This window comes from Aerococcus loyolae (assembly GCF_002871915.2).
GTDB lineage: Bacteria > Bacillota > Bacilli > Lactobacillales > Aerococcaceae > Aerococcus > Aerococcus loyolae.
The window spans coordinates 780927-800656 of the sequence record NZ_CP126958.1; the positions used below are offsets into that span (position 1 = coordinate 780927).

At 38.7% G+C, this 19730-nt stretch carries 21 protein-coding genes and 1 tRNA gene; 20 read left to right on the forward strand and 2 right to left on the reverse strand.

The features are described from left to right. Positions 1-119: 119 nt before the first annotated feature. Genes CJ190_RS03580 through CJ190_RS03595 form a run of 4 tightly spaced genes read left to right on the forward strand, consistent with a single transcriptional unit; the run spans position 120 to position 1808 of the window. A complete protein-coding gene (locus tag CJ190_RS03580; protein ID WP_070598096.1) occupies positions 120-365 on the forward strand; it encodes a hypothetical protein in 246 nt (81 codons plus the stop codon). Positions 366-420: 55 nt separating this feature from the next. Continuing rightward, positions 421-882 carry an ArpU family phage packaging/lysis transcriptional regulator gene (locus CJ190_RS03585; RefSeq protein WP_070598097.1) on the forward strand — a complete coding sequence of 154 codons (462 nt, stop codon included), beginning with the start codon at positions 421-423 and terminating at the stop codon, positions 880-882. Positions 883-922: 40 nt separating this feature from the next. Then, complete coding sequence (locus tag CJ190_RS03590) at positions 923-1123, forward strand: hypothetical protein (protein WP_070598098.1); 201 nt, start codon at positions 923-925, stop codon at positions 1121-1123. A gap of 10 nt (positions 1124-1133) precedes the next feature. Next, entirely contained in the window at positions 1134-1808 is a 675-nt protein-coding gene (locus CJ190_RS03595) for a hypothetical protein (protein ID WP_070598099.1), read from the forward strand. 671 nt (positions 1809-2479) lie between these two features. Here the strand turns inward: CJ190_RS03595 and CJ190_RS03600 are convergent. Then, a tRNA-Arg gene (locus CJ190_RS03600) sits at positions 2480-2551 on the reverse strand. Positions 2552-2816: 265 nt separating this feature from the next. Here CJ190_RS03600 and clpP point away from each other — a divergent pair. The 15 genes from clpP (at position 2817) to smpB (ending at position 17694) form a co-directional block, all read left to right on the forward strand. After that, on the forward strand, positions 2817-3419 hold the full coding sequence (gene clpP / locus CJ190_RS03605) for an ATP-dependent Clp endopeptidase proteolytic subunit ClpP (protein WP_064293525.1): 603 nt from the start codon (positions 2817-2819) through the stop codon (positions 3417-3419). Between the two features lie 234 nt (positions 3420-3653). Further along, a complete protein-coding gene (locus CJ190_RS03610; protein ID WP_064293524.1) occupies positions 3654-4694 on the forward strand; it encodes a sugar-binding transcriptional regulator in 1041 nt (346 codons plus the stop codon). A 36-nt stretch (positions 4695-4730) separates the two neighbouring features. Beyond that, complete coding sequence (gap, locus tag CJ190_RS03615) at positions 4731-5729, forward strand: type I glyceraldehyde-3-phosphate dehydrogenase (RefSeq protein WP_064293523.1); 999 nt, start codon at positions 4731-4733, stop codon at positions 5727-5729. A 98-nt stretch (positions 5730-5827) separates the two neighbouring features. After that, the gene (locus tag CJ190_RS03620) at positions 5828-7024 is read left to right on the forward strand and encodes a phosphoglycerate kinase (protein WP_064293522.1); all 1197 of its coding nucleotides are present in this window, start codon (positions 5828-5830) and stop codon (positions 7022-7024) included. 15 nt (positions 7025-7039) lie between these two features. Beyond that, positions 7040-7795 (forward strand): triose-phosphate isomerase, encoded by a 756-nt coding sequence (gene tpiA, locus CJ190_RS03625; protein ID WP_064293565.1) that lies wholly within the window; start codon positions 7040-7042, stop codon positions 7793-7795. Positions 7796-7843: 48 nt separating this feature from the next. After that, a complete protein-coding gene (eno, locus tag CJ190_RS03630; protein WP_064293521.1) occupies positions 7844-9142 on the forward strand; it encodes a phosphopyruvate hydratase in 1299 nt (432 codons plus the stop codon). Between the two features lie 167 nt (positions 9143-9309). Further along, positions 9310-9912 (forward strand): YutD family protein, encoded by a 603-nt coding sequence (locus CJ190_RS03635; protein WP_064293520.1) that lies wholly within the window; start codon positions 9310-9312, stop codon positions 9910-9912. Further along, on the forward strand, positions 9912-10736 hold the full coding sequence (locus CJ190_RS03640) for an HAD-IIA family hydrolase (RefSeq protein ID WP_064293519.1): 825 nt from the start codon (positions 9912-9914) through the stop codon (positions 10734-10736). The genes CJ190_RS03635 and CJ190_RS03640 overlap by 1 nt, the downstream gene beginning before the upstream one ends. Next, positions 10709-11338 (forward strand): TIGR01906 family membrane protein, encoded by a 630-nt coding sequence (locus tag CJ190_RS03645; protein ID WP_064293518.1) that lies wholly within the window; start codon positions 10709-10711, stop codon positions 11336-11338. Before CJ190_RS03640 ends, CJ190_RS03645 begins: the two co-directional genes overlap by 28 nt. Positions 11339-11456: 118 nt before the next feature. Next, positions 11457-12548: a 3-phosphoserine/phosphohydroxythreonine transaminase gene (gene serC / locus CJ190_RS03650; protein ID WP_064293517.1), complete on the forward strand. Its 1092-nt coding sequence runs from the start codon at positions 11457-11459 to the stop codon at positions 12546-12548. Beyond that, the gene (locus CJ190_RS03655) at positions 12535-13719 is read left to right on the forward strand and encodes a 3-phosphoglycerate dehydrogenase family protein (RefSeq protein WP_064293516.1); all 1185 of its coding nucleotides are present in this window, start codon (positions 12535-12537) and stop codon (positions 13717-13719) included. The genes serC and CJ190_RS03655 overlap by 14 nt, the downstream gene beginning before the upstream one ends. A gap of 102 nt (positions 13720-13821) precedes the next feature. Beyond that, a complete protein-coding gene (gene secG, locus CJ190_RS03660) occupies positions 13822-14052 on the forward strand; it encodes a preprotein translocase subunit SecG (protein ID WP_060778100.1) in 231 nt (76 codons plus the stop codon). A 74-nt stretch (positions 14053-14126) separates the two neighbouring features. Further along, positions 14127-14876 (forward strand): alpha/beta hydrolase, encoded by a 750-nt coding sequence (locus tag CJ190_RS03665; RefSeq protein ID WP_064293515.1) that lies wholly within the window; start codon positions 14127-14129, stop codon positions 14874-14876. A gap of 7 nt (positions 14877-14883) precedes the next feature. Next, positions 14884-17208, forward strand: a complete 2325-nt coding sequence (rnr, locus tag CJ190_RS03670) for a ribonuclease R (protein WP_064293514.1) — start codon at positions 14884-14886, stop codon at positions 17206-17208. A 21-nt stretch (positions 17209-17229) separates the two neighbouring features. Further along, positions 17230-17694, forward strand: a complete 465-nt coding sequence (smpB, locus tag CJ190_RS03675; RefSeq protein ID WP_013669518.1) for an SsrA-binding protein SmpB — start codon at positions 17230-17232, stop codon at positions 17692-17694. A 197-nt stretch (positions 17695-17891) separates the two neighbouring features. Here the strand turns inward: smpB and CJ190_RS03680 are convergent, their stop codons facing one another. Continuing rightward, positions 17892-18764 carry a helix-turn-helix transcriptional regulator gene (locus CJ190_RS03680; RefSeq protein WP_070598100.1) on the reverse strand — a complete coding sequence of 291 codons (873 nt, stop codon included), beginning with the start codon at positions 18762-18764 and terminating at the stop codon, positions 17892-17894. Between the two features lie 171 nt (positions 18765-18935). Here CJ190_RS03680 and CJ190_RS03685 point away from each other — a divergent pair, with 171 nt between their 5' ends. Then, positions 18936-19655, forward strand: coding sequence for a histidine phosphatase family protein (locus CJ190_RS03685; RefSeq protein WP_064293512.1), 720 nt, complete (start codon positions 18936-18938; stop codon positions 19653-19655). Positions 19656-19730 lie beyond the last annotated feature (75 nt).

Below are 19730 nucleotides of genomic sequence, written 5' to 3' on the forward strand. Positions count from 1 at the left end.
AATAGCTATAAAGCCCTTTATATCAAGGGCTTTCAGCACTTTTTTTCTAAAAAACAAATGGGACAACAAAGGGGACAAGTATCTATTTAAAATTATAAATATATAAGGAGCGATAAAACATGATAGATACAGACCTAGTTAGTCAGTACATTGAAGAACGTACCAATAAAATCATTCAGCTTTACCCTAAGCCGTCTATTGCTAAAGTGATGGCAGGGCAAGAAATAACCATGCTGACGCTAGTATTAGCGGTAATCGGGTATTTGAATGATGAATTTGCCATTGAAGAGCTTGAGGAAGTCACATATATGGCAGGTATGCCACAAGACGCCTTTGACCTTATGGAAGAGCTTGGCATTTTGTGAAGCAAGCCCTCTATTTGGGCAATAAAAAAGGACACGACCGAAGTCATGCCCGTGAGTGTTAACCCCCACTGAATTAGCTAGCTTTATTATAGCACACGAGGAGGGGGTAAACATATTTCCGGAAGTTGATGAGAATAAGACGATTGCTAAGGTGAACGATCTGTTAGGCAACTATGACCGCTTGAAGCGTATGAGCCTGTATGACGGCCATTTAACAGCAAATTACCGGTATTCTCTCGAGAAGAAAACCCAATCCACTAGTGATGGGGGAGTGGGCAAGGTAATTGAGCGCAGGGAGCGAGGGAGGGAGATTATAAATGAAATAGATAATGCTATTGAATTAGTTGAACCAGAGTATCGGCAAATATTAAAAGCCAAGTATTTTAGTAAGCGACTAGATTTTGATATTTATTCATCACTCAGTATATCTAGTAGTGGGTATTATCAGAAGTTACGCAAGGCAAAGCTTCAATTTACTGAGGCTTACAAAGCAGGGGAGCTTTTATGCTTTGTTTAGGGTTATAAAAGGTTAGACACAGTAAGAAAGGAAAATTGAAATGAATAAAGAAGAATTTAATAATCAAGCAGAAAACCAAGAAGAAGTAGACTATGTGAAAGAATACGACAAAGACAAGGCGGAAAAAGAGTATCAAAAACACTTTACTGAAACGCACCTCAACAACAGTATTAATGAGTTTGCCAGAATCCAAAATGAACGCGATGAACGTTTTCGTAAAATAAAATCAAATTGGGATTAAGGGGGATATTATGGATTTACTTAAAGAAATTATTATAAGTCTTCAACCTAGTGAAGAATTTACTTACGAGCGTAACATTAATAAAATGGACGAGTTAAACACTAAAGGGCTAGAAGCTTTGAATCAGTTTAATCAAAAAGTTGATGAGATACGAACTAACTCGAAGTATTCACAGGACGGTAAAAAAGAAGCTTATGAAGAAGAACGTGAAGCGACTGAGAAATTTCTTAAGGAGCAACGCAGAATCTACCTTAGCTTAAGACGTGAAAACATTGAGTTATTCAATAAGGGTAAACAAAAGTTCAAAGAAATCGGCTTTGAAGAAAGAGGCCTTTATGATCTCACGCCAATTGATTTTAGTTACTTGCAAACTGTGTTAATGATGGACAAGAGCGAAAAGACACTGAATTATCTTGCTGAAAAATATGACTATAATTCAGCCGTGATGGACGTTATTAATGCCAATGGTAAATACGAGGTAAAGAATCCGTTCTATAGTGATTTAGAGAACCTTTCCACCAATTTTGACGATGATTTGTATGGTAATACCAGCGAAACGCCTGAGGGCGCTAGGGAAGCGAATATACGGAATGGAATGTTACTAAACCGCATGGCCAAGCTTGATGGGTCACAAGTTAATGAACGTGAAACGGTAATACCAGACAGCACTGCCAGACTAAACTAAAAAGAGAATAACAGCGTTAATTAGGTGAATCAGTGATGGTTCACCTTTTTCATTGCCCTGAAAGACGATGGCAAGGTTTTGACAAGGTAGAGCGAAAATAACCAGCCTTATCACAGTTTAAATGTATTAGTGATGGGATTCATCACGAAATCAAACAACGCCACACAGGGCAAATAGGGCGCTTTATGGGCTTGGTGCTAGTGATGATAATTACTAAGATTTCATAAGGTTATTAGCTAACTAAAAAAACTACTCCCAAATTACCCCGTTAAATTTATATTCCGTCATTAAAAACCTGAGATAGCTGAGGCCTAAAAAAGGGAAACCTTGCAAAACCTTGCATTTTTTAAAACCTGACAAAACTTAACATATTTATTACCCATAAGACTCCTAAGATTTTCCATAGGTAGCGATATTAAATAACCTGTTAAAACCTGTTAAGTAAATTGCCAATAAAAAAAGCCCGCACGGGGCAATTACTACAATTTACTACATTACTAAATAATACTAAATTTAAATTTACTAACTCAGCGATGGGGGTAGAAAGATCTTGCCCCATATCTTGCCCCATGAGGTGCAAAATTAGAGCTTAACTATTATTAACAATTAAGTTGTAAATGCTGTTAAATCAACATTTCTAAGGCATATTTGAAAGCCTTAAAATTTAAATACGCACCCAGAGGGAATCGAACCCCCATCTCAAGAACCGGAATCTTACGTGATATCCATTACACTATGGGTGCAAGCAATAAATACATTATAGCACAAATAGCATACTTTTGTTAAGAACTTTTTTGAAAAAAGTATTGTTGTTATCGATGATTTCTTACTATAATAGCTTCACCCGCAAAATCAACAAATAAAGAAGCTAGCTTACTTCTGCTTTGAAGGGCATTAATGGCAAGTTGGCATAAATATTTCCCCGTAAAAGTGCCATAAGTTTATCTATTGACCTATATTGACTATTAAGGTTATAATGATTAGGAAGTCGAAAAAGGAGGAAATTAAATGAATTTAGTACCGACAGTGATTGAACAATCACCTCGTGGTGAACGTGCTTATGATATTTATTCGCGCTTACTGAAGGACCGTATTATCATGCTCAGTGGAGAAGTTAATGATGATATGGCAAACAGCGTTATTGCCCAATTACTTTTCTTAGATGCTCAAGATAACGATAAAGATATTTATATATACATTAACAGTCCAGGAGGATCAGTAACTGCAGGGATGGCCATTTACGACACCATGCAATTTGTTAATGCTGATGTTGTGACCATAGTCACTGGTTTAGCAGCTTCTATGGGCTCTATCTTATTGATTGGTGGTACAAAAGGAAAACGTTATGCTTTGCCTCATTCTGAAGTGCTTATTCACCAACCTCTAGGTGGCGTTCAAGGTCAGGCTACTGAAATTGAAATATCAGCTCGTCATATCTTACAAACTAAGCAAACCTTAAAAGAAATTATTGCTGAACGTTCTGGTCAAGATATCGACAAAGTGGAAAAAGATATGGACCGTGACTACTGGATGACTGCCAAAGAAGCTAAGGAATATGGCATCATTGATGAAATCATGGCTTCTAACCAAGGCCTTAAAGGTCAAGAATAGTATCATAAAAGACAAATACAAAATAATTACCGAGTGTAGCTTAAGTAAGTACACTCGGTTTTTATAAAATTTAGATTTCCACTGCAAAATGCTTGCGACTGCATGATATTCTTGTTATACTACTAGTGTAGAAAAATGAATAGCAGATAGAACTGCTCAAATTTTTTTGCACTATGTTGGTCAAAAAAAGGCATGACGGACAATAAAAGTCCATGCAATAGAAAGTTGAATGTCATGAAAGCCGTTTACAGTAGAATCCTTAAAGTGGTTCCTGAATTGGAAGACCTCTTTAAAAAAAGGATGCAAATTTTACAAATGGTCTTACGCTTTCAACCTATTGGTCGCCAAATTTTGGCAAAGAAGTTAGACATGACTGAGCGACCACTCCGTCGTGAAACGAATATCCTTAAAAAAGAAGGGTTATTAGATTCCACTAGAAATGGAATGGTTATCACCGCTAAGGGTGAGGAAGCTTTAGCTTTTGCTCGCGAAATGCTCCATGAAGATTCTAGTTTATTTGCTAAGGAACAACGCTTAGAAAAGCAACTAGGTATCGATGAGGTACATATTATTGAGAGTAATCTTGATGAAGAAAATAGTACCTTGGCACAAATAGGAGTATTCTTATCTAACTATTTAGCCAATACTTTGCCAGAAGGATACATTACGGTGGCTGTTTCAGGCGGCTCGACAATACTCGAGGTTGCTAAGAGCTTAAACCGTAAAGTTCTAACTAAGAATCGGCATTTTACGATTGTTCCTGTCCGTGGTGGCATGGGCGATTCGGTGGCGATTCAGGCAAATACAATTAGTGACCAACTCGCACACCGCTTAAATGGGACTACTAATTCTCTCTACGTTCCTGATGTTCTGACTGAAGAAACCAGAGACTTATTAGTGAAAGAGCCCTCCATTCAAGCAACATTAAATATTTTAAAGCGGACCGATGCTTTATTATTTAGTGTTGGCGATGCTAGAATCATGGCCCAAAGACGGGGGTTTTCATCAGAATTAATTGATAAAATCCTTGCTAAGGGAGCCATTGGTGAAGCATTCGGGTGTTTTTACACCAAGGAGGGGGAAATAGTTTATCAAATGCCCCGTATTGGTTTACAATTAGATCAAATAAAGGATATTCAATATCCCATTCTAATTGCTGGCGGTCGTGCTAAAGCAAAAGCCATTCAAGCTTTTGCAAAACTCGCACCCTTTAACTTTGTCCTAGTGACAGATTTAGGGGTAAGTAATCAGGTTTTAAATGAGGAAACTCATTAAAAATATTTTTATTTCCGAAGGAGGAAAATTATTAATATGGTAAAAGTAGGTATTAATGGTTTTGGACGTATCGGACGTTTAGCTTTCCGTCGTATCCAAGATGTTGAAGGTTTAGAAGTAGTTGCAATCAATGACTTAACTGACTCAAAAATGTTAGCTCACTTATTGAAATATGACACCACTCATGGTCGTTTCAATGGTGAAATTGAAGTTTTAGATGACGCCTTCAAAGTAAACGGTAAAGAAGTTAAAGTTATGTCTCATCCAGACCCAGCTGAAATTCCTTGGGGTGACTTAGGTGTAGAAGTTGTTCTTGAAGCTACTGGTTTCTTTGCATCAAAAGAAAAAGCTGAACTACACTTAAAAGGTGGAGCTAAGAAAGTTGTTATTACTGCACCAGGTGGAGCAGATATTCCAACTATCGTTTACAACACCAACCATGAAATCTTAACAGGGGATGAAACTGTTATTTCTGGTGCTTCATGTACCACTAACTGTTTAGCACCTTTAGCAGATGCTTTAAACAAGAGCTTTGGTATTGTTGAAGGTTTAATGTCTACTATCCATGCTTATACAGGGGACCAAAACACCTTGGATGCTCCACACCGTAAGGGAGACTTCCGTCGTGCACGTGCCGCTGCAGAAAACATTATTCCTAACACTACCGGTGCTGCAAAAGCTGTTGGACAAGTTTTACCAGAATTAAATGGTAAATTAGATGGTTCCGCACAACGTGTACCTGTTAAATCTGGTTCTATTACTGAATTCTTCACCGTTCTTGAAAAGAATGTTACCGTTGAAGAAGTTAACGCTGCTATGAAGGCTGCTTCAAATGAATCCTTCGGTTACAACGAAGACGAAATCGTTTCTTCAGATATTGTAGGTATGACTTATGGTTCCTTATTCGACGCAACCTTAACTAAAGTTATGGACGTTGACGGTAAGCAATTAGTGAAGACTGCTGCATGGTATGACAACGAAATGTCATATACTTCACAATTAGTACGTACCTTAGAATACTTCGCTAAGTTATAATAAACGCTAACGTTTAATAAAAGCGTCTATCCATGTAAAGGCGGGGAGTCAGACGCTCCCTGCCTTTTTTCTAAGTGATAGAAAAAGGAGAAATGAATATGGCAAAAGAAACTGTAAAAGATGTTAATGTCCAAGGCAAAAAGATTTTAATGCGGGTTGACTTCAATGTTCCTATGAAGGATGGAGAAATTACCGATGATAATCGGATGGTTCAAGCCCTACCAACAATTAAGTATGTGATTGAACAAGGCGGAAAATTGATCTTATTTTCTCACTTAGGCAAAGTGAAAAGTGAAGAAGATAAAAAAGACAAGTCCCTTGCTCCAGTGGCTAAACACTTAGAAGAACTCTTAGGGCAAAAAGTGGTCTTTGTTCCTGCTACTCGTGGACAAGAGTTAGAAGAAGCCATTGACCAATTAAATGATGGGGAAGTTTTACTTTTTGAAAACACCCGCTTTGAAGATGTTGATGGCAAGAAAGAATCAGGTAACGATCCTGAATTAGGTAAATATTGGGCTTCATTAGGCGACGGTATTTTTGTTAACGACGCCTTTGGGACTGCCCACCGTGCCCATGCATCGAATGTTGGTATTTCTGCCAATGTTGACCATGCCGTAGCTGGCTTCTTGATGGAAAAGGAATTAAACTTCTTAGGGGATGCAGTCAATAATCCTAAGCGACCTTTTGTTGCTATCTTAGGTGGGGCTAAAGTTTCCGATAAAATTGCCGTGATCGAATCCTTACTTAATAAGGCCGACAAAGTGCTTATTGGTGGGGGTATGGCTTATACATTCTTAAAAGCAAAGGGTTATGAAGTGGGTAACTCCTTGTTAGAAGAAGACCGCGTTTCATTAGCCAAAGAAATCATGGAAAAAGCTGGCGACAAACTTTACCTTCCAGTGGATGTTGTCGTTGCTGATGACTTCTCAAATGACGCTAATACGCAAGTAGTAGCTGCTGATGCCATTCCTGAAGGTTGGGAAGGCTTGGATTCCGGTCCTAAGACCAATGAATTATTTGCTAAACAATTAGAAGATGCCAAAACGGTTGTATGGAATGGCCCAATGGGTGTCTTTGAAATGGAAAAATTTGCTATTGGTACCAATGCCGTATGTAAAGCGGTTGCTGACCTTGACGATGCCATTACTATTGTTGGTGGTGGGGATTCTGCATCAGCTGCTAAGAATTCAGGATTTGCTGAAAAATTCTCACACATTTCTACCGGTGGGGGAGCTTCTTTACAATTCTTAGAAGGTAATCCTCTACCAGGTGTTGAAGCGTTAAGTGAAAAATAAGGAAGGATGAACAAAGTGAGACAAGTTTTAATTGCCGGGAACTGGAAATTAAATAAAACCGCTAGTGAAGCAAAAGCTTTTATTGAAGACCTGAAAGCTAAATTAAGTGGTAGTGAAAAAGCTGAAGTTTTGGTTTGCCCACCAGCTTTATACGTGCAAAGCTTACTCTCTGAAAGTCAAGGCACTAACATTAAAGTCGGTGCTCAAAACTGCTACTATGAAAATAGTGGGGCTTTCACTGGAGAAATTTCACCTTTAGCCTTAGCTGATCTAGGAGCAAGCTATGTGGTTATCGGCCACTCTGAACGTCGTGAATTATTTAATGAAAGCGATGAAGATGTTGCTAAGAAAGCCAAAGCAATCTTCGATAATGGCATGACCCCAATTATTTGCTGTGGTGAAACCTTAGACCAACGTGAAGAAGGCATTGCTAAAGAATGGATCACTGGACAAATCAAGGCAGCTTTAAAAGAACTTAGCCAAGAAGAAATTGCTAAAAGTGTCATTGCTTATGAACCTATCTGGGCAATTGGTACCGGTAAAACAGCCTCTCCAGAAGACGCTGAAGAAATTTGTGGTCACATTCGTGACGTTGTTTTTGAAGTTGCTGGCCAAGAAGCTAGCGATGCTGTCCGTATCCTTTACGGTGGCTCAGTGAAACCAGCTAATGTAAAAGATATTTTAGCCCAAGAAAATATTGATGGCGCCCTAGTCGGGGGAGCTAGTCTTCAAGTCGACGATTTTCTTGCTTTAGTTAATGCTGCAGAATAATTCATCAAATAGATTATAAAATTAATTAGATAAAAGGAGATAAAATCTATGTCATTAATTACTAACATCCATGCCCGTGAAATTTTGGACTCCCGTGGTAACCCAACCGTTGAAGTGGAATTATATACTGAATTAGGCGCATTTGGCCGTGGTTTAGTACCTTCTGGTGCTTCTACTGGTGAACATGAAGCGGTTGAACTTCGTGATGGCGACAAAGACCGTTATGAAGGTAAGGGTGTCCTAAAAGCTGTTGAAAATGTTAATACAGTGATTGCTGAAGCCATTGTTGGTATGGAAGTTACTGACCAAGTAGGTATTGATGAAGCAATGATCGCTTTAGACGGTACCAAGAACAAAGGTAAATTAGGGGCTAATGCCATCTTAGGGGTTTCTCTTGCTGCTGCTCATGCTGCTGCTGATGAATTAGACGTGCCATTGTATAACTACTTAGGTGGATTCAATGCCCATGTTTTACCTACTCCAATGATGAATATTGTTAACGGTGGTTCTCACTCTGACGCACCAATTGCTTTCCAAGAATTTATGATTGTTCCTGCAGGGGCTCCTTCATTTAGAGAAGCTTTACGTTGGGGTGCTGAAACTTTCCACGCTTTGAAAGGTATTCTTAAAGGCCGCGGTTTAGAAACTTCCGTTGGTGACGAAGGTGGTTTTGCTCCTCGCTTTGAAGGTACTGAAGACGCTTTACAAACTATCATTGATGCGATCGAAGCTGCTGGACGTAAAGCTGGTGAAGACATCTTTATCGCTTTAGACTGTGCTTCTTCTGAATTCTACATTGATGGAAAATATGACTACACTAAATTCGAAGGTGAAGGCGCTGCTGTTCGCTCTGCTGCTGAACAAGTTGAATACATCGAAGAATTAGTTAACAAATACCCAATCATCTCTGTTGAAGATGGTATGGATGAAAATGACTGGGAAGGTTTCAAATTATTAACCGAACGTATTGGTGATAAAGTACAATTAGTTGGTGATGACCTTTATGTAACCAATACCGACTACTTGAAACGTGGTATTGAAGAAGGTATTGCAAACTCAATCTTAATTAAGGTTAACCAAATTGGTACCTTAACAGAAACCTTCAACGCTATCGAAATGGCTAAACGTGCTAACTATACTGCTGTTGTTTCCCACCGCTCTGGTGAAACTGAAGATGCTACCATCGCTGATATTGCTGTAGCAACCAACGCTGGTCAAATTAAGACTGGTTCCTTATCACGTACAGACCGGATGGCTAAATATAACCAATTACTACGTATTGAAGACCAACTTGGTGAAACTGCTGAATACCAAGGAATCCATGCATTCTACAACTTAAGCAAATAATCCAATAAGTAAATTTAAAAACGTTTTTAATTAATAAGGTGGGTCGCTCCCACCTTTTTATTTTTACTCTAATGGGGAAAGACTTCTTGAAAACTAAGAGACTTTTCGTGTTAAATAAAGTGTGCTAAGATAGAAATTAATGATTCCAAGGGATAAGGAGGGATTAAATGTCTCAAACAGAAGACCGCCAAGCTTGGATAGAACAACGTAAGAGCGACAATTATATTTTTGCTGACGTCATCCAACAGGCTGATGATCGCTATTTAATCAATGGCCAAGCTTTTCAAGTGGTTAAGGATGCTGAAGCGGGCATCGATAAGCAGGAATTAGCTAACCGCTATATGGATATTTTGGATAGCTATGACTATGTGGTGGGCGATTGGAGTTTCCAACAATTGCGTTTGAAGGGCTTTTATGAAGATAAATTACCCCACACCAGCATTGACCAGCAAATTTCTTTTCTCGATGATTATTTATATGAATATTGTAGTTTTGGTTGCGATTATTTTGTTTTAAAGCACCTGCGTAGTGAAGAAGAAATCAATGAACGTAACCGCCAATTGAAGAGTAAAAGGAATAATCAAAATTCTAAGCGTAAGAAGAGAAGGAATAGTCGTCATAATAATCAAGGAAATAATCATAAAAAAGCTTCTAAAAAACAAACGAAGACAGTGGGTAAGCGCTTCTCTGTGAAAAAGAAAAATTCCAGTCGTAAAGCCAATGCTGTTAAAGTAACTGATAAAAAAACATTTAAAATAAGGAAAAAGTGATGACAAAAGCTAAGAAGATAAAAGGCTTATTGATTGATTTGGATGGAACGGTTTATCGCGGGAAAAGTCCCATTAAGGGAGCTAAAGCATTTATTGAAAAACTCATTACTAGTCAAACGCCCTTTCTATTTTTAACTAATAATTCCATGAGGTCCCACCAAGAAGTCCAAGCTTTCCTAGAAAAGGAACATCAAATCTTGGTTGATCCAGAAAGGGTTTATAGTAGTGTGGACGCCTTAGTTTATGCCCTGAAAGATGCTTACCACCAGGTCGATCACCAACAGGCCGCTTATATTATTGGTAGTGAAATTCTTAAAAAGAGCGTCAATGACTTAGGCTTTGAGATTTTGACAAGTATTAACCGGCAGATTGACCTAGTAGTCGTAGGCTTGAATCAAAGTGTTTATTATGACCAGCTCGCTCAAGCAGCTATTGCAGTCCAAAGAGGGGCGGACTTTTACTTAACTAACCCGGATATTCAATTTCCTGATGAACGAGGATTTGTGCCCGGTGCTGGCTCATTAGGGCGCATGATCAGTGAGGTGAGTCGGACGCGTCCGGTTGTTTGTGGTAAACCGGAAAAATTGATTATGTCCGGTGCCTTAGCCAAGCTAGGTCTTCAAGCCGATGAAGTGGCCATGCTGGGTGATAACTTAACCACTGATATCTTAGCGGCAAATCGTATGGATATGCCGGCGATATTAATTGAGACCGGTGTCCATCATAAAGAAGATTTGGAACATTTTTCGGGTCAACCTGACTATATCGTTAAAGATTATGAGGAATTAGGAAAATTATGGCAAGAAATATCCGATTTTACTTAGGACTTAGCAGTCTGGTGCTTTTTATATTGTGTGGAGCGATTACCTTCACGATTTGGTTTACCCCACTCTATTATCTGAGTGCATATCTTGAACAGGTCAATCAAGTCGTTGACTTAACATGGCAACAGATTTTCCAGGACTACCATCGTATTATTGCTTATCTCAATTTTCCTTGGATTGAACATTTGTCCTTACAGCATTTCCCCATGAGTCCAAAAGGGATCTTTCATTTCTATGAAGTGAAGCGGCTATTTCAAATCCTATATATCTTATTACTAACCAGTGGTCTGTTATCCGCTCGCTTCCTAAAAAAATTAAAAAATAACCAGGCTTACTTCTATTTATATCGGCCCATGAAGGGGTTAATGGTCTTACCTTTTCTATTAATACCGCTCTTTCTCTTATTTTTTGACCAGGTTTTTGTTCTATTTCATCAGCTCTTATTCAATAATGATGCTTGGCTCTTTGATCCCAAGCTCGACCCAGTGATTGAAATCTTACCAGAGACTTTCTTTTTGGCGTGCTTTATTTTGGTGGTGGTTCTGGTTGAAGGAGCTTTTTATTATTTTTATCGCCTCGGAAAAACTAGTCTCGAAAAGTAGGCTGGTTTTTATTTTTACTTTAAATATTAAATAGGCTTTTTTTCTGGTCTTTGCTATACTTATTGGTAAGAAAAATCTTGAAACAATCATAGAGTTTATATAGGAAGGCGTGTTGAAAATGACTCGTGTGTGGAATTTCTCTGCCGGACCGGCAACTTTACCCTTAGAAGTATTGGAAAATGTTCAGGAGAATTTAGTTGATTATCATGGTCAAGGTTTATCCGTTTTAGAAATGAGTCACCGATCAGACTCTTTTCAAGAGATTATTGAAGGGGCGGAAGACTTAATACGAGAGCTTTTAGATGTTCCCTCCAATTATCAAGTATTATTCATGCAAGGTGGCGCGACCTTACAATTTTCAGCACTTTCGTTAAACTTATTAAAAAGCGGTAAAGCTGGCTACCTTATTGGCGGCAGCTGGGGTGAAAAAGCCTATAAAGAGGCTGAAAAATTAACCGGAAAGGCCACCGTTCTAGCTTCTTCAAAGGAAGATCATTATCAAAAATTACCGGTCTTAACTGATTTTAACTCAAATGACTATGATTATATTCATATCACCAGTAACAATACCATTGAAGGGACCCAATACCGCAACTATCCTGATGCTAAAAGTTCAAACTTAGTTGCTGATATGTCATCGGACTTTCTTAGCCACCCTGTGGATGTTTCTCAATTTGCTTTGATTTATGCGGGAGCGCAAAAGAATGTGGGACCAGCTGGTGTCAGTGTAGTGATTATCCGTGATGATTTGTTAGAGGATACTGGGAAGGTAATTCCAACTTATTTAGACTATAAAACCCATGCCAGCAAGCATTCTTTATACAATACTCCACCAACTTTCTCTATTTATGTAATGCGTTTAGTTCTGGAATGGATTAAAAACCAGGGAGGATTAGCCGCTATTGACCAAATTAATCAAAGAAAAGCCGCAAAACTCTACCAAGCCATTGATCAATCAGAAATCTTTGTTAACCAGGTCCTTCCAACTGATCGCTCACTCATGAATATTCCTTTTACCAGCCAAGATGCTGACATCGACCAAGAATTTATCCAAGCAGCCAAGGAGAAAGGTTTTATTAATTTGAAGGGGCACCGCTCTGTAGGTGGGATGCGGGCCAGCATCTATAATGCTTTCCCTGAAGCGGGGGTGGATGCCTTAGTGAAATTCATGAAGGATTTTGAAAGTGAGGTTAAACATGAAAAAAATTAATACTTTAGACAATATCGCTGAAACAGGGCTTAATTATTTACGTAAACAAGGCTACTTAATTAATAATGACCAAGAGCCGGACGCTCTTATCTTACGCAGTAGTGATATTCATAACTACGACTTTTCTTCTCAACTAAAAGCGATCGGGCGCTCAGGCGTGGGGGTAAATAATATTCCTGTTGATGATTGTAGTGAGAAGGGGATTGTGGTTTTTAATGCACCGGGGGCCAACGCCAATTCGGTTAAGGAACTGGTTATTGCTATGATGATTAATCTCTCTCGCAATGTCTTTCAAGCAGAACACTGGATCAACCGTTTAGATGGGGAAGATGTCCACAAGCAAGTTGAAGCCGGAAAGAAGATGTTCCGTGGCCAAGAGCTAATGGGCAAGACCTTAGGAGTTATTGGCCTAGGTAATGTCGGTGCCCGGGTTGCTAATGCGGGTATTGAACTAGGTATGGATGTCATTGGCTACGATAACTATATTTCAGTGAAAAATGCTTGGCAAATTAACCAAAAAGTGTCTTATTGTGATGATGTGAAAGATATTTTCCAACAATCCGACTACATCACCATCCACACCCCCTATACCGAAGAAACCCACCATTTAATTGGCTTTGAAAATCTTTCTCTAGTAAAAACAGGGGCGATTATCCTTAACTATTCACGCCAAGAAACGGTTGACCCTGAGGCCATGCTTACCTTCTTAGAAAATGGCATGGTGAAATACTTTGCTAGTGATTTCTATTTTGAAGAATTAGCCGGTCGGGACGACTTTATTATGACTCCTCACTTAGGGGCAAGTACCGAACAATCTGAAGAGAAATGTGCCCTGATGGTTGCCCAAGAAGTAAATAATTACCTGGAAAGTGGCGAAATCAAGAATTCTGTCAACTTCCCCAATGTGGAAATGACCTTTAATGCGCCATTACGTCTGTCTATTATTAATGAAAACATTCCTAATATGGTGGCTGGGATATCTCGTTACCTAGCAGATGAAGATATTAATATCGAAAAAATTATCAATAAGAGTCGAGGGAATTATGCTTATACCTTAGTCGATGTGAGTGGGGATGATCTCTTAAGCAAGGTCAATACCTTTATGGAAGATGTGATGAGCGTTAAAGGGATTAAAAAGATTCGTATGATTCAAAATCCTTATACTAAATAATGACTAGCTGTCCTGCTGAGGCGAAATAGTTTTTTCCTTGAGTCCCTATGATTATTATGTTACTATTGCTAAGAAACCTAGTAGAAGAGACGAGGGAAACTTTTGAAAAATATTTTACTTATTTCAATAATCGTAATTAGTATTTTATTGATATTAGCAGTGATTATTTCCCCAGCCAAAACAAGTTCCAGTGCCAATATTACAGGGGCGATGGACCAAGGAATGAATGGTAAAAAGGCCCGCGGTTTTGACGCGGCAATGGATCGCATCATTAGCATCCTAGGATTTGCCTTTATGATAATTGCTGTCGTTTTAGCAAAATTATCTTCCTAATTTTAGGAAAGTGCTGGGCTTATCCCAGCTTTTTTTATAGAAAAATGTCAATCTTAGAAAGATCAGGGACCTCTATGCAAAAGCAAGAATCATTTTATTTTACCGGCGATAATGAAGTAGCTGTCCTCTTATTTCATGCTTATACAGGAACCACAGCTGATGTAAGAATGACGGGTCGTGCATTGAATCGTGAAGGCTATACTGTCTATTGTCATAATTTAACCGGTCATGGCACTGGGCGCGTAGAAGATATTTTAGCAGCAGAACCAAGTGATTGGATCGCGGATGCCCGCCAAGCTTTAGCCTTTATCAAAAGCCAAGGCTATGAGAAGCTAGCGGTCTTTGGTTTGTCTTTGGGTGGTTCTATTGCCACCAAGTTATTTATTGAAGAAGAGAGTCAATTTATAGCAGCCGGCTCTTTCTGTACGCCGATTATGACCACAAACATTGAAGAAACCAATGTAGGAAAGGCGTTTATGGCCATGGCTAGAAATGTCAAAGTAAAGGAAGGTTTTAGTGGAGAATCTCTGAAAGCGGAATTGAGGGGCATTGAATCGGACTTATCTCTTTCCCTAGAGAAGATCAATCGTTTTAACAATTCTATGCATAGCCAACTAGGGACAATCACTAAACCTTACTTCATCGCCGAAGCCGGTCAAGATGAACTCGTTGGCGATAGCAGCGGTCGTCTATTGAAAGAAGCTATGCCTAATGCTCAGGTGACCCTAGCTCATTTTGAAGATAGTGGCCATGTGATTACTGTTGGCAAGGCCCATCAAGCATTTGAACAAGCACTAATCGAATTTCTCAACCAGGTGGTGTAAAAAATATATGAATATAGACCAAGTCAGTCAGCAATTGGTCGCTGCAGTGAAAAAAGAAGCGACCCCCTTAACGATACAAGAATGGAGTCAGAGGTTTAATTGCGATAGCAGTGATGACTATCCTGAATTTATAAAATTAGTTGCCCAGTTACAAAGGAATGGCGACATCGAAATTCTTGATAACGGGGGCTTAGTTTCTAAAAAATCAGACAAACGTTATCAAGGAAGCTTCTCTTTAAACCAAAAAGGTTTTGGTTTTGTTTCCATTGAAGGTTTTGATGATGATATTTTTATCCCCCGTGGTGAAACTGGTGGCGCAATGAATGGCGACCAAGTGGCGGTTCAATTGACTAAACGTAACCGGGGAGAACAAAAAGATGAAGGAACGATTACAGAGGTACTAGAAAGAGCTTTGAGTCGAGTGACCGGTGAATTTGTTCCTTATAATGACAAGTTAAAAGCCGAATCCGGTTATATTGGTGGGATAAGAATTCAAAATAAAGGCGAAGAAATGATGACTTGCTTTGTCTTGAGTGATGGACTTCACCCAGTGGAGGGGGAAATTGTTATCGCAGAAATCGCAGAATATCCTTCCCTCGATCAGCCTTTACAGATGACTGGCCGCGTCATTCAAACCATTGGTCATAAGGATGCTCCTGGAGTCGACATTCTTGCTATTCTAAATATGTTCGATATTCCTCATGAGTTTCCTGAGGAAGTTCTTGATGAAGCAGAGGAAGTTCCTGAGCAAATTGACCCAGAAGAGACAAAGAAACGTGACGACTATCGTTCCTTACTTACGATTACCATCGATGGGGCTGATGCAAAAGACTTGGATGATGCTATTTCCTTAAGAAAACTTGGCAATGGTCATCTTGAGTTAGGCGTTCATATTGCCGATGTTTCCTATTATGTCACCGCAGGAAGCGCAATTGATAAGGAAGCCTGGAAACGTGGGACCAGTGTCTACTTAACTGATCGTGTGGTTCCTATGTTACCCCAACGCCTATCCAATGGAATTTGTTCCTTACAGGCTAACCAGGACCGTTTGACTATGTCATGTTTGATGGAAATTGATCCTCAATCAGCCAAGGTGGTAAAATATCATATCGGCCCCAGCATTATCCAATCGGACTATCGGATGGTTTATGATGATGTTAATAAACTATTAGAGGGTAAAGATAAACAATTAGCTGAAAAATACGCTGAACTTATCCCCATGCTTAATGATATGGCTGCACTCCACCAGTCTTTAAGGGATAAACGTCATCACAGAGGGGCGATTGATTTCGATACGCCTGAAGCTGAAATTATCGTTGATAAAGAAGGCCATCCTATTGATATTGTGGTTAGGGAACGTGGAACTGCTGAGCGGATGATTGAATCATTTATGCTAGCTGCTAATGAAACCGTGGCTCATGAATTTACTAAGCGCCACCTGCCTTTTATTTACCGGATCCATGAATCGCCTGATGATGAACGGATGAAAACCTTTATTGAATTTGCTCAAACATTAGGGGTTCACGTGAAGAAAACAGACGGTAAAGTAAGTCCTAAAGATTTGCAAAACACCCTGGAAGAAGCAGCTGGTGAAAGCTATGCTCCCGTGGTCCAAGTGATGGCTTTACGGAGTATGCAACAGGCTAAGTACGACCTTCAGCCAATTGGTCACTATGGTTTAGCAGCCAAGGACTATACCCATTTTACTTCACCAATTCGTCGATATCCTGACCTCTTAGCTCATCGTCTTATTCGCTATTATCTCACCCACAAGCCCAATCCTGCCAAGAAGGATGAGCTCAGTCAGAGCATTGAAAAAACTGCCGACCAAGCTTCAAAAACAGAGCGGCGTAGTGTGGATGCCGAAAGAGAAACCGAGAGCCTTAAGAAAACTGAATTTATGCTTGATAAGGTAGGCGAAGAATTTGATGGTATTATTTCATCCGTGACCAAGTTCGGTATCTTCGTTCAACTCGCTAATACGGTTGAAGGATTGGTCCATATCTCTAATTTGGATGATGATTATTATAACTATGTGGATAAACATATGATCCTAGTCGGGGAACATACTGGAAATATTTATCGCATAGGAGACCAAGTTCGGGTGAAATTGGTTAAAGCTGATACAGACTCTAGACAGATTGATTTTGAGATCATTAATCCAGAGAAAAAAACTAAGAAAAATAATTCCAAGCCTAAGAAAACAGACCTTAAAGGAAAAAATACTCAAGGACACAAGAAGCATTCTAAAAAAGCTAAAAAGAATAAACATAAGAAAAAGCATAAGAAGCAGAAAAATAAGAAGAATTTTGTTATTCGAAAGGCTAAATGATAACAAAAGGGGAGAAACTGTGTGACAAAGAAGAAGCAAGACAATGTGGTAGCGACAAATCGTAAAGCGAATCATGATTATATCATCGAAGATACTATTGAAGCTGGTCTTGTCTTAACTGGAACAGAAATTAAATCGATTCGTAAGGGGAAGGTCAACTTAAAGGATTCCTTTGCCCGGGTAGAAAATGGCCAGGTATGGGTCTATGGGATGCATGTGAGTCCTTTTGAGCAAGGCAACCGTTTTAACCCGGATCCTATGCGGCCAAGAAAATTATTATTAAAAAAACGTGAAATCAATCGCTTAGCTAAGCATGTTAGCCAAGAAGGTTATGCGATTATCCCACTACGGATGTATATCAAAAGAGGCTTTGCCAAATTACTTATCGGCATTGGTAAAGGGAAGAAAAAATACGATAAGCGCCAAGCCTTAAAAGAAAAAGATATGAAGCGTGACATTAAACGGGCAATGAAAGAAAAATATTAAAAGCTTATTGGCTGTGTAATAAAAGAACATGGATTCATAAAAAGGACTATGACAAGTAAGAGTGCCCCCAAAAGAGTTGGAATAATGTCCAACTTTTGAGGGGGACAACAGGTCGTAGTCCTTTTAATCATTTAAAATCCGTGTTAGGTCGGTCGAAACAAGATATAGAAAATCAGTTTTTTCGCTGCTGTGAGTGATTAATTGTTTTCTTTATTCTCTTGGCTATGTTCTTTCCAATATTGACTGGGTGACATGCCATTGAGTCTTTTAAACATTTTTGAGAAGTATGAAGCTGAGCCAAAGCCTACTAATTTACCGACATGACTAATACTAAAATTGGTAGCCTTCAATAGTTGTTTGGTTTTATCTATCCTTACTTTGATTAAATAATCGATCGGAGACGCGGAAAAGGCCTCTGAAAATAGACGAATCATATAGTATTTATTCATACTGATTAAATTACTGAGATGGTCCAAACTAATATCCTTGGTATAATAATTATCAATATACTTTTTCAGCCAGTGAATTTTTTCCTCATTGGTAAATTCACTTTTTAAGGCGAATAAATTTTTTTGCTGGAAATATATCCGAGTAAATAACATTTGGATCAGCATTTGTAAGATGGTTTCTTTTTCGTCCTCTGCAAGCTCACCTTTTTTATCTTCATAGTCAATTAATTGTAAATAATTTTCAATTTCTTTATGAGTGTCTTGACAACAAGCAATGTTTTCATGCGATAGTTTAAAACTTTGATTACGACCGACTAAACTGATAATTGATAATTCATACCATTTTTCTAAAGCTTCCGCATCGATATCTTGGGCTTTTAAATGGGCCCTGTTGTTAATAATACAATAGCTGTTATTATTCATAATATAATTTTTATCATCAGAATTTATAGTTAGAAAGCCTTCTTTGCAGTAAATAATGATTAATTCATTAGGTCTTTGATCACTAAAGAGGAGGGACGCTTCTAATTGCTTAACCTTCCTGCGGTCAAAGTAGCGTATACTTTTAAAATGAAGTTCAAGTTGAAGAAGACGGTTTCTAACGAGTTGCTCACGTTCCATAGGAAATCTTCCTCTTTCTAGACTTAAGAATAGAAATATCTTTTAATATCTAAATAAATTATATCAGAAAAGCTTTAGTAAACGTTTTATAATTTGATATGTTTCGCTAAAATGGGCAATTTTTGTTATGATAGTTTCAGGTTTATCAGTATGAATGCGAGGTTGAAAGAAATGAGTAAAGGTGTAACAATTTATTTTATGCGTCATGGCCAAACCTACCTCAACCACTATCATCGGATCCAGGGGTGGGCGGATGCGCCTTTAACAGAGAAGGGTAAACGCGATGCCCAAAGGAGCGCCAGTGGTTTACGTGATGTTAATTTCTCGGCTGTCTATACCAGTGATTTGCAACGGACTGTAGCCACAGCGGAGATTATTTTAAAATATAATTACCATGCTGGTTCCAACCTTCCAATTAATAAACGTAAAGCCTTTCGGGAACAGTTCTTTGGGAGCTTTGAAGGGCTTGAAGTTGAACGGATCTGGGGAAAAGTCTCTGACTATATTGAGAATGAAAAGCAAGACTTGCTAACTACAAATGACCGTGTGAAGGTAGAAATGGATACTTTCCATGAATTAGATCCCACCCATGATGCCGAAGATTTTATGACATTCTGGCTACGGGTTGAATTAGGCTTGATCGATGTGATTACCGCCCATCGTGAAACTGATCAAAATATTCTGATTGTGAGTCATGGCATGACGATTCGCAATATGATCCATGAATTAATTCCAGAATTTTCTTTAGGTGAACCCTTAGATAATGCTAGTGTATCTATTGTTAGGTATCAAGATGGTTTTTACCATTTGGAAGCCTATAATCAAACCGATCATTTTGCTTTAGAGGAAAAAGTTGATGATGTGAATAAGAACCAGGAAAGAAAACAATAAGTCTCAGCAAGTCTTTTATAAATTCTGGAGATCGAGTTAGCCATAAAAACAATTGAGTTAAAGTCTTGAATGATG

Coding starts and splice junctions, on each gene's coding strand:
- CJ190_RS03580 (WP_070598096.1), top strand. CDS start 120: ATGATAGATACAGACCTAGTTAGTCAGTACATTGAAGAACGTACCAAT.
- CJ190_RS03590 (WP_070598098.1), top strand. CDS start 923: ATGAATAAAGAAGAATTTAATAATCAAGCAGAAAACCAAGAAGAAGTA.
- CJ190_RS03595 (WP_070598099.1), top strand. CDS start 1,134: ATGGATTTACTTAAAGAAATTATTATAAGTCTTCAACCTAGTGAAGAA.
- clpP (WP_064293525.1), top strand. CDS start 2,817: ATGAATTTAGTACCGACAGTGATTGAACAATCACCTCGTGGTGAACGT.
- CJ190_RS03610 (WP_064293524.1), top strand. CDS start 3,654: ATGAAAGCCGTTTACAGTAGAATCCTTAAAGTGGTTCCTGAATTGGAA.
- gap (WP_064293523.1), top strand. CDS start 4,731: ATGGTAAAAGTAGGTATTAATGGTTTTGGACGTATCGGACGTTTAGCT.
- CJ190_RS03620 (WP_064293522.1), top strand. CDS start 5,828: ATGGCAAAAGAAACTGTAAAAGATGTTAATGTCCAAGGCAAAAAGATT.
- eno (WP_064293521.1), top strand. CDS start 7,844: ATGTCATTAATTACTAACATCCATGCCCGTGAAATTTTGGACTCCCGT.
- CJ190_RS03635 (WP_064293520.1), top strand. CDS start 9,310: ATGTCTCAAACAGAAGACCGCCAAGCTTGGATAGAACAACGTAAGAGC.
- CJ190_RS03640 (WP_064293519.1), top strand. CDS start 9,912: ATGACAAAAGCTAAGAAGATAAAAGGCTTATTGATTGATTTGGATGGA.
- CJ190_RS03645 (WP_064293518.1), top strand. CDS start 10,709: ATGGCAAGAAATATCCGATTTTACTTAGGACTTAGCAGTCTGGTGCTT.
- serC (WP_064293517.1), top strand. CDS start 11,457: ATGACTCGTGTGTGGAATTTCTCTGCCGGACCGGCAACTTTACCCTTA.
- CJ190_RS03655 (WP_064293516.1), top strand. CDS start 12,535: ATGAAAAAAATTAATACTTTAGACAATATCGCTGAAACAGGGCTTAAT.
- CJ190_RS03665 (WP_064293515.1), top strand. CDS start 14,127: ATGCAAAAGCAAGAATCATTTTATTTTACCGGCGATAATGAAGTAGCT.
- rnr (WP_064293514.1), top strand. CDS start 14,884: ATGAATATAGACCAAGTCAGTCAGCAATTGGTCGCTGCAGTGAAAAAA.
- CJ190_RS03680 (WP_070598100.1), bottom strand. CDS start 18,764: ATGGAACGTGAGCAACTCGTTAGAAACCGTCTTCTTCAACTTGAACTT.
- CJ190_RS03685 (WP_064293512.1), top strand. CDS start 18,936: ATGAGTAAAGGTGTAACAATTTATTTTATGCGTCATGGCCAAACCTAC.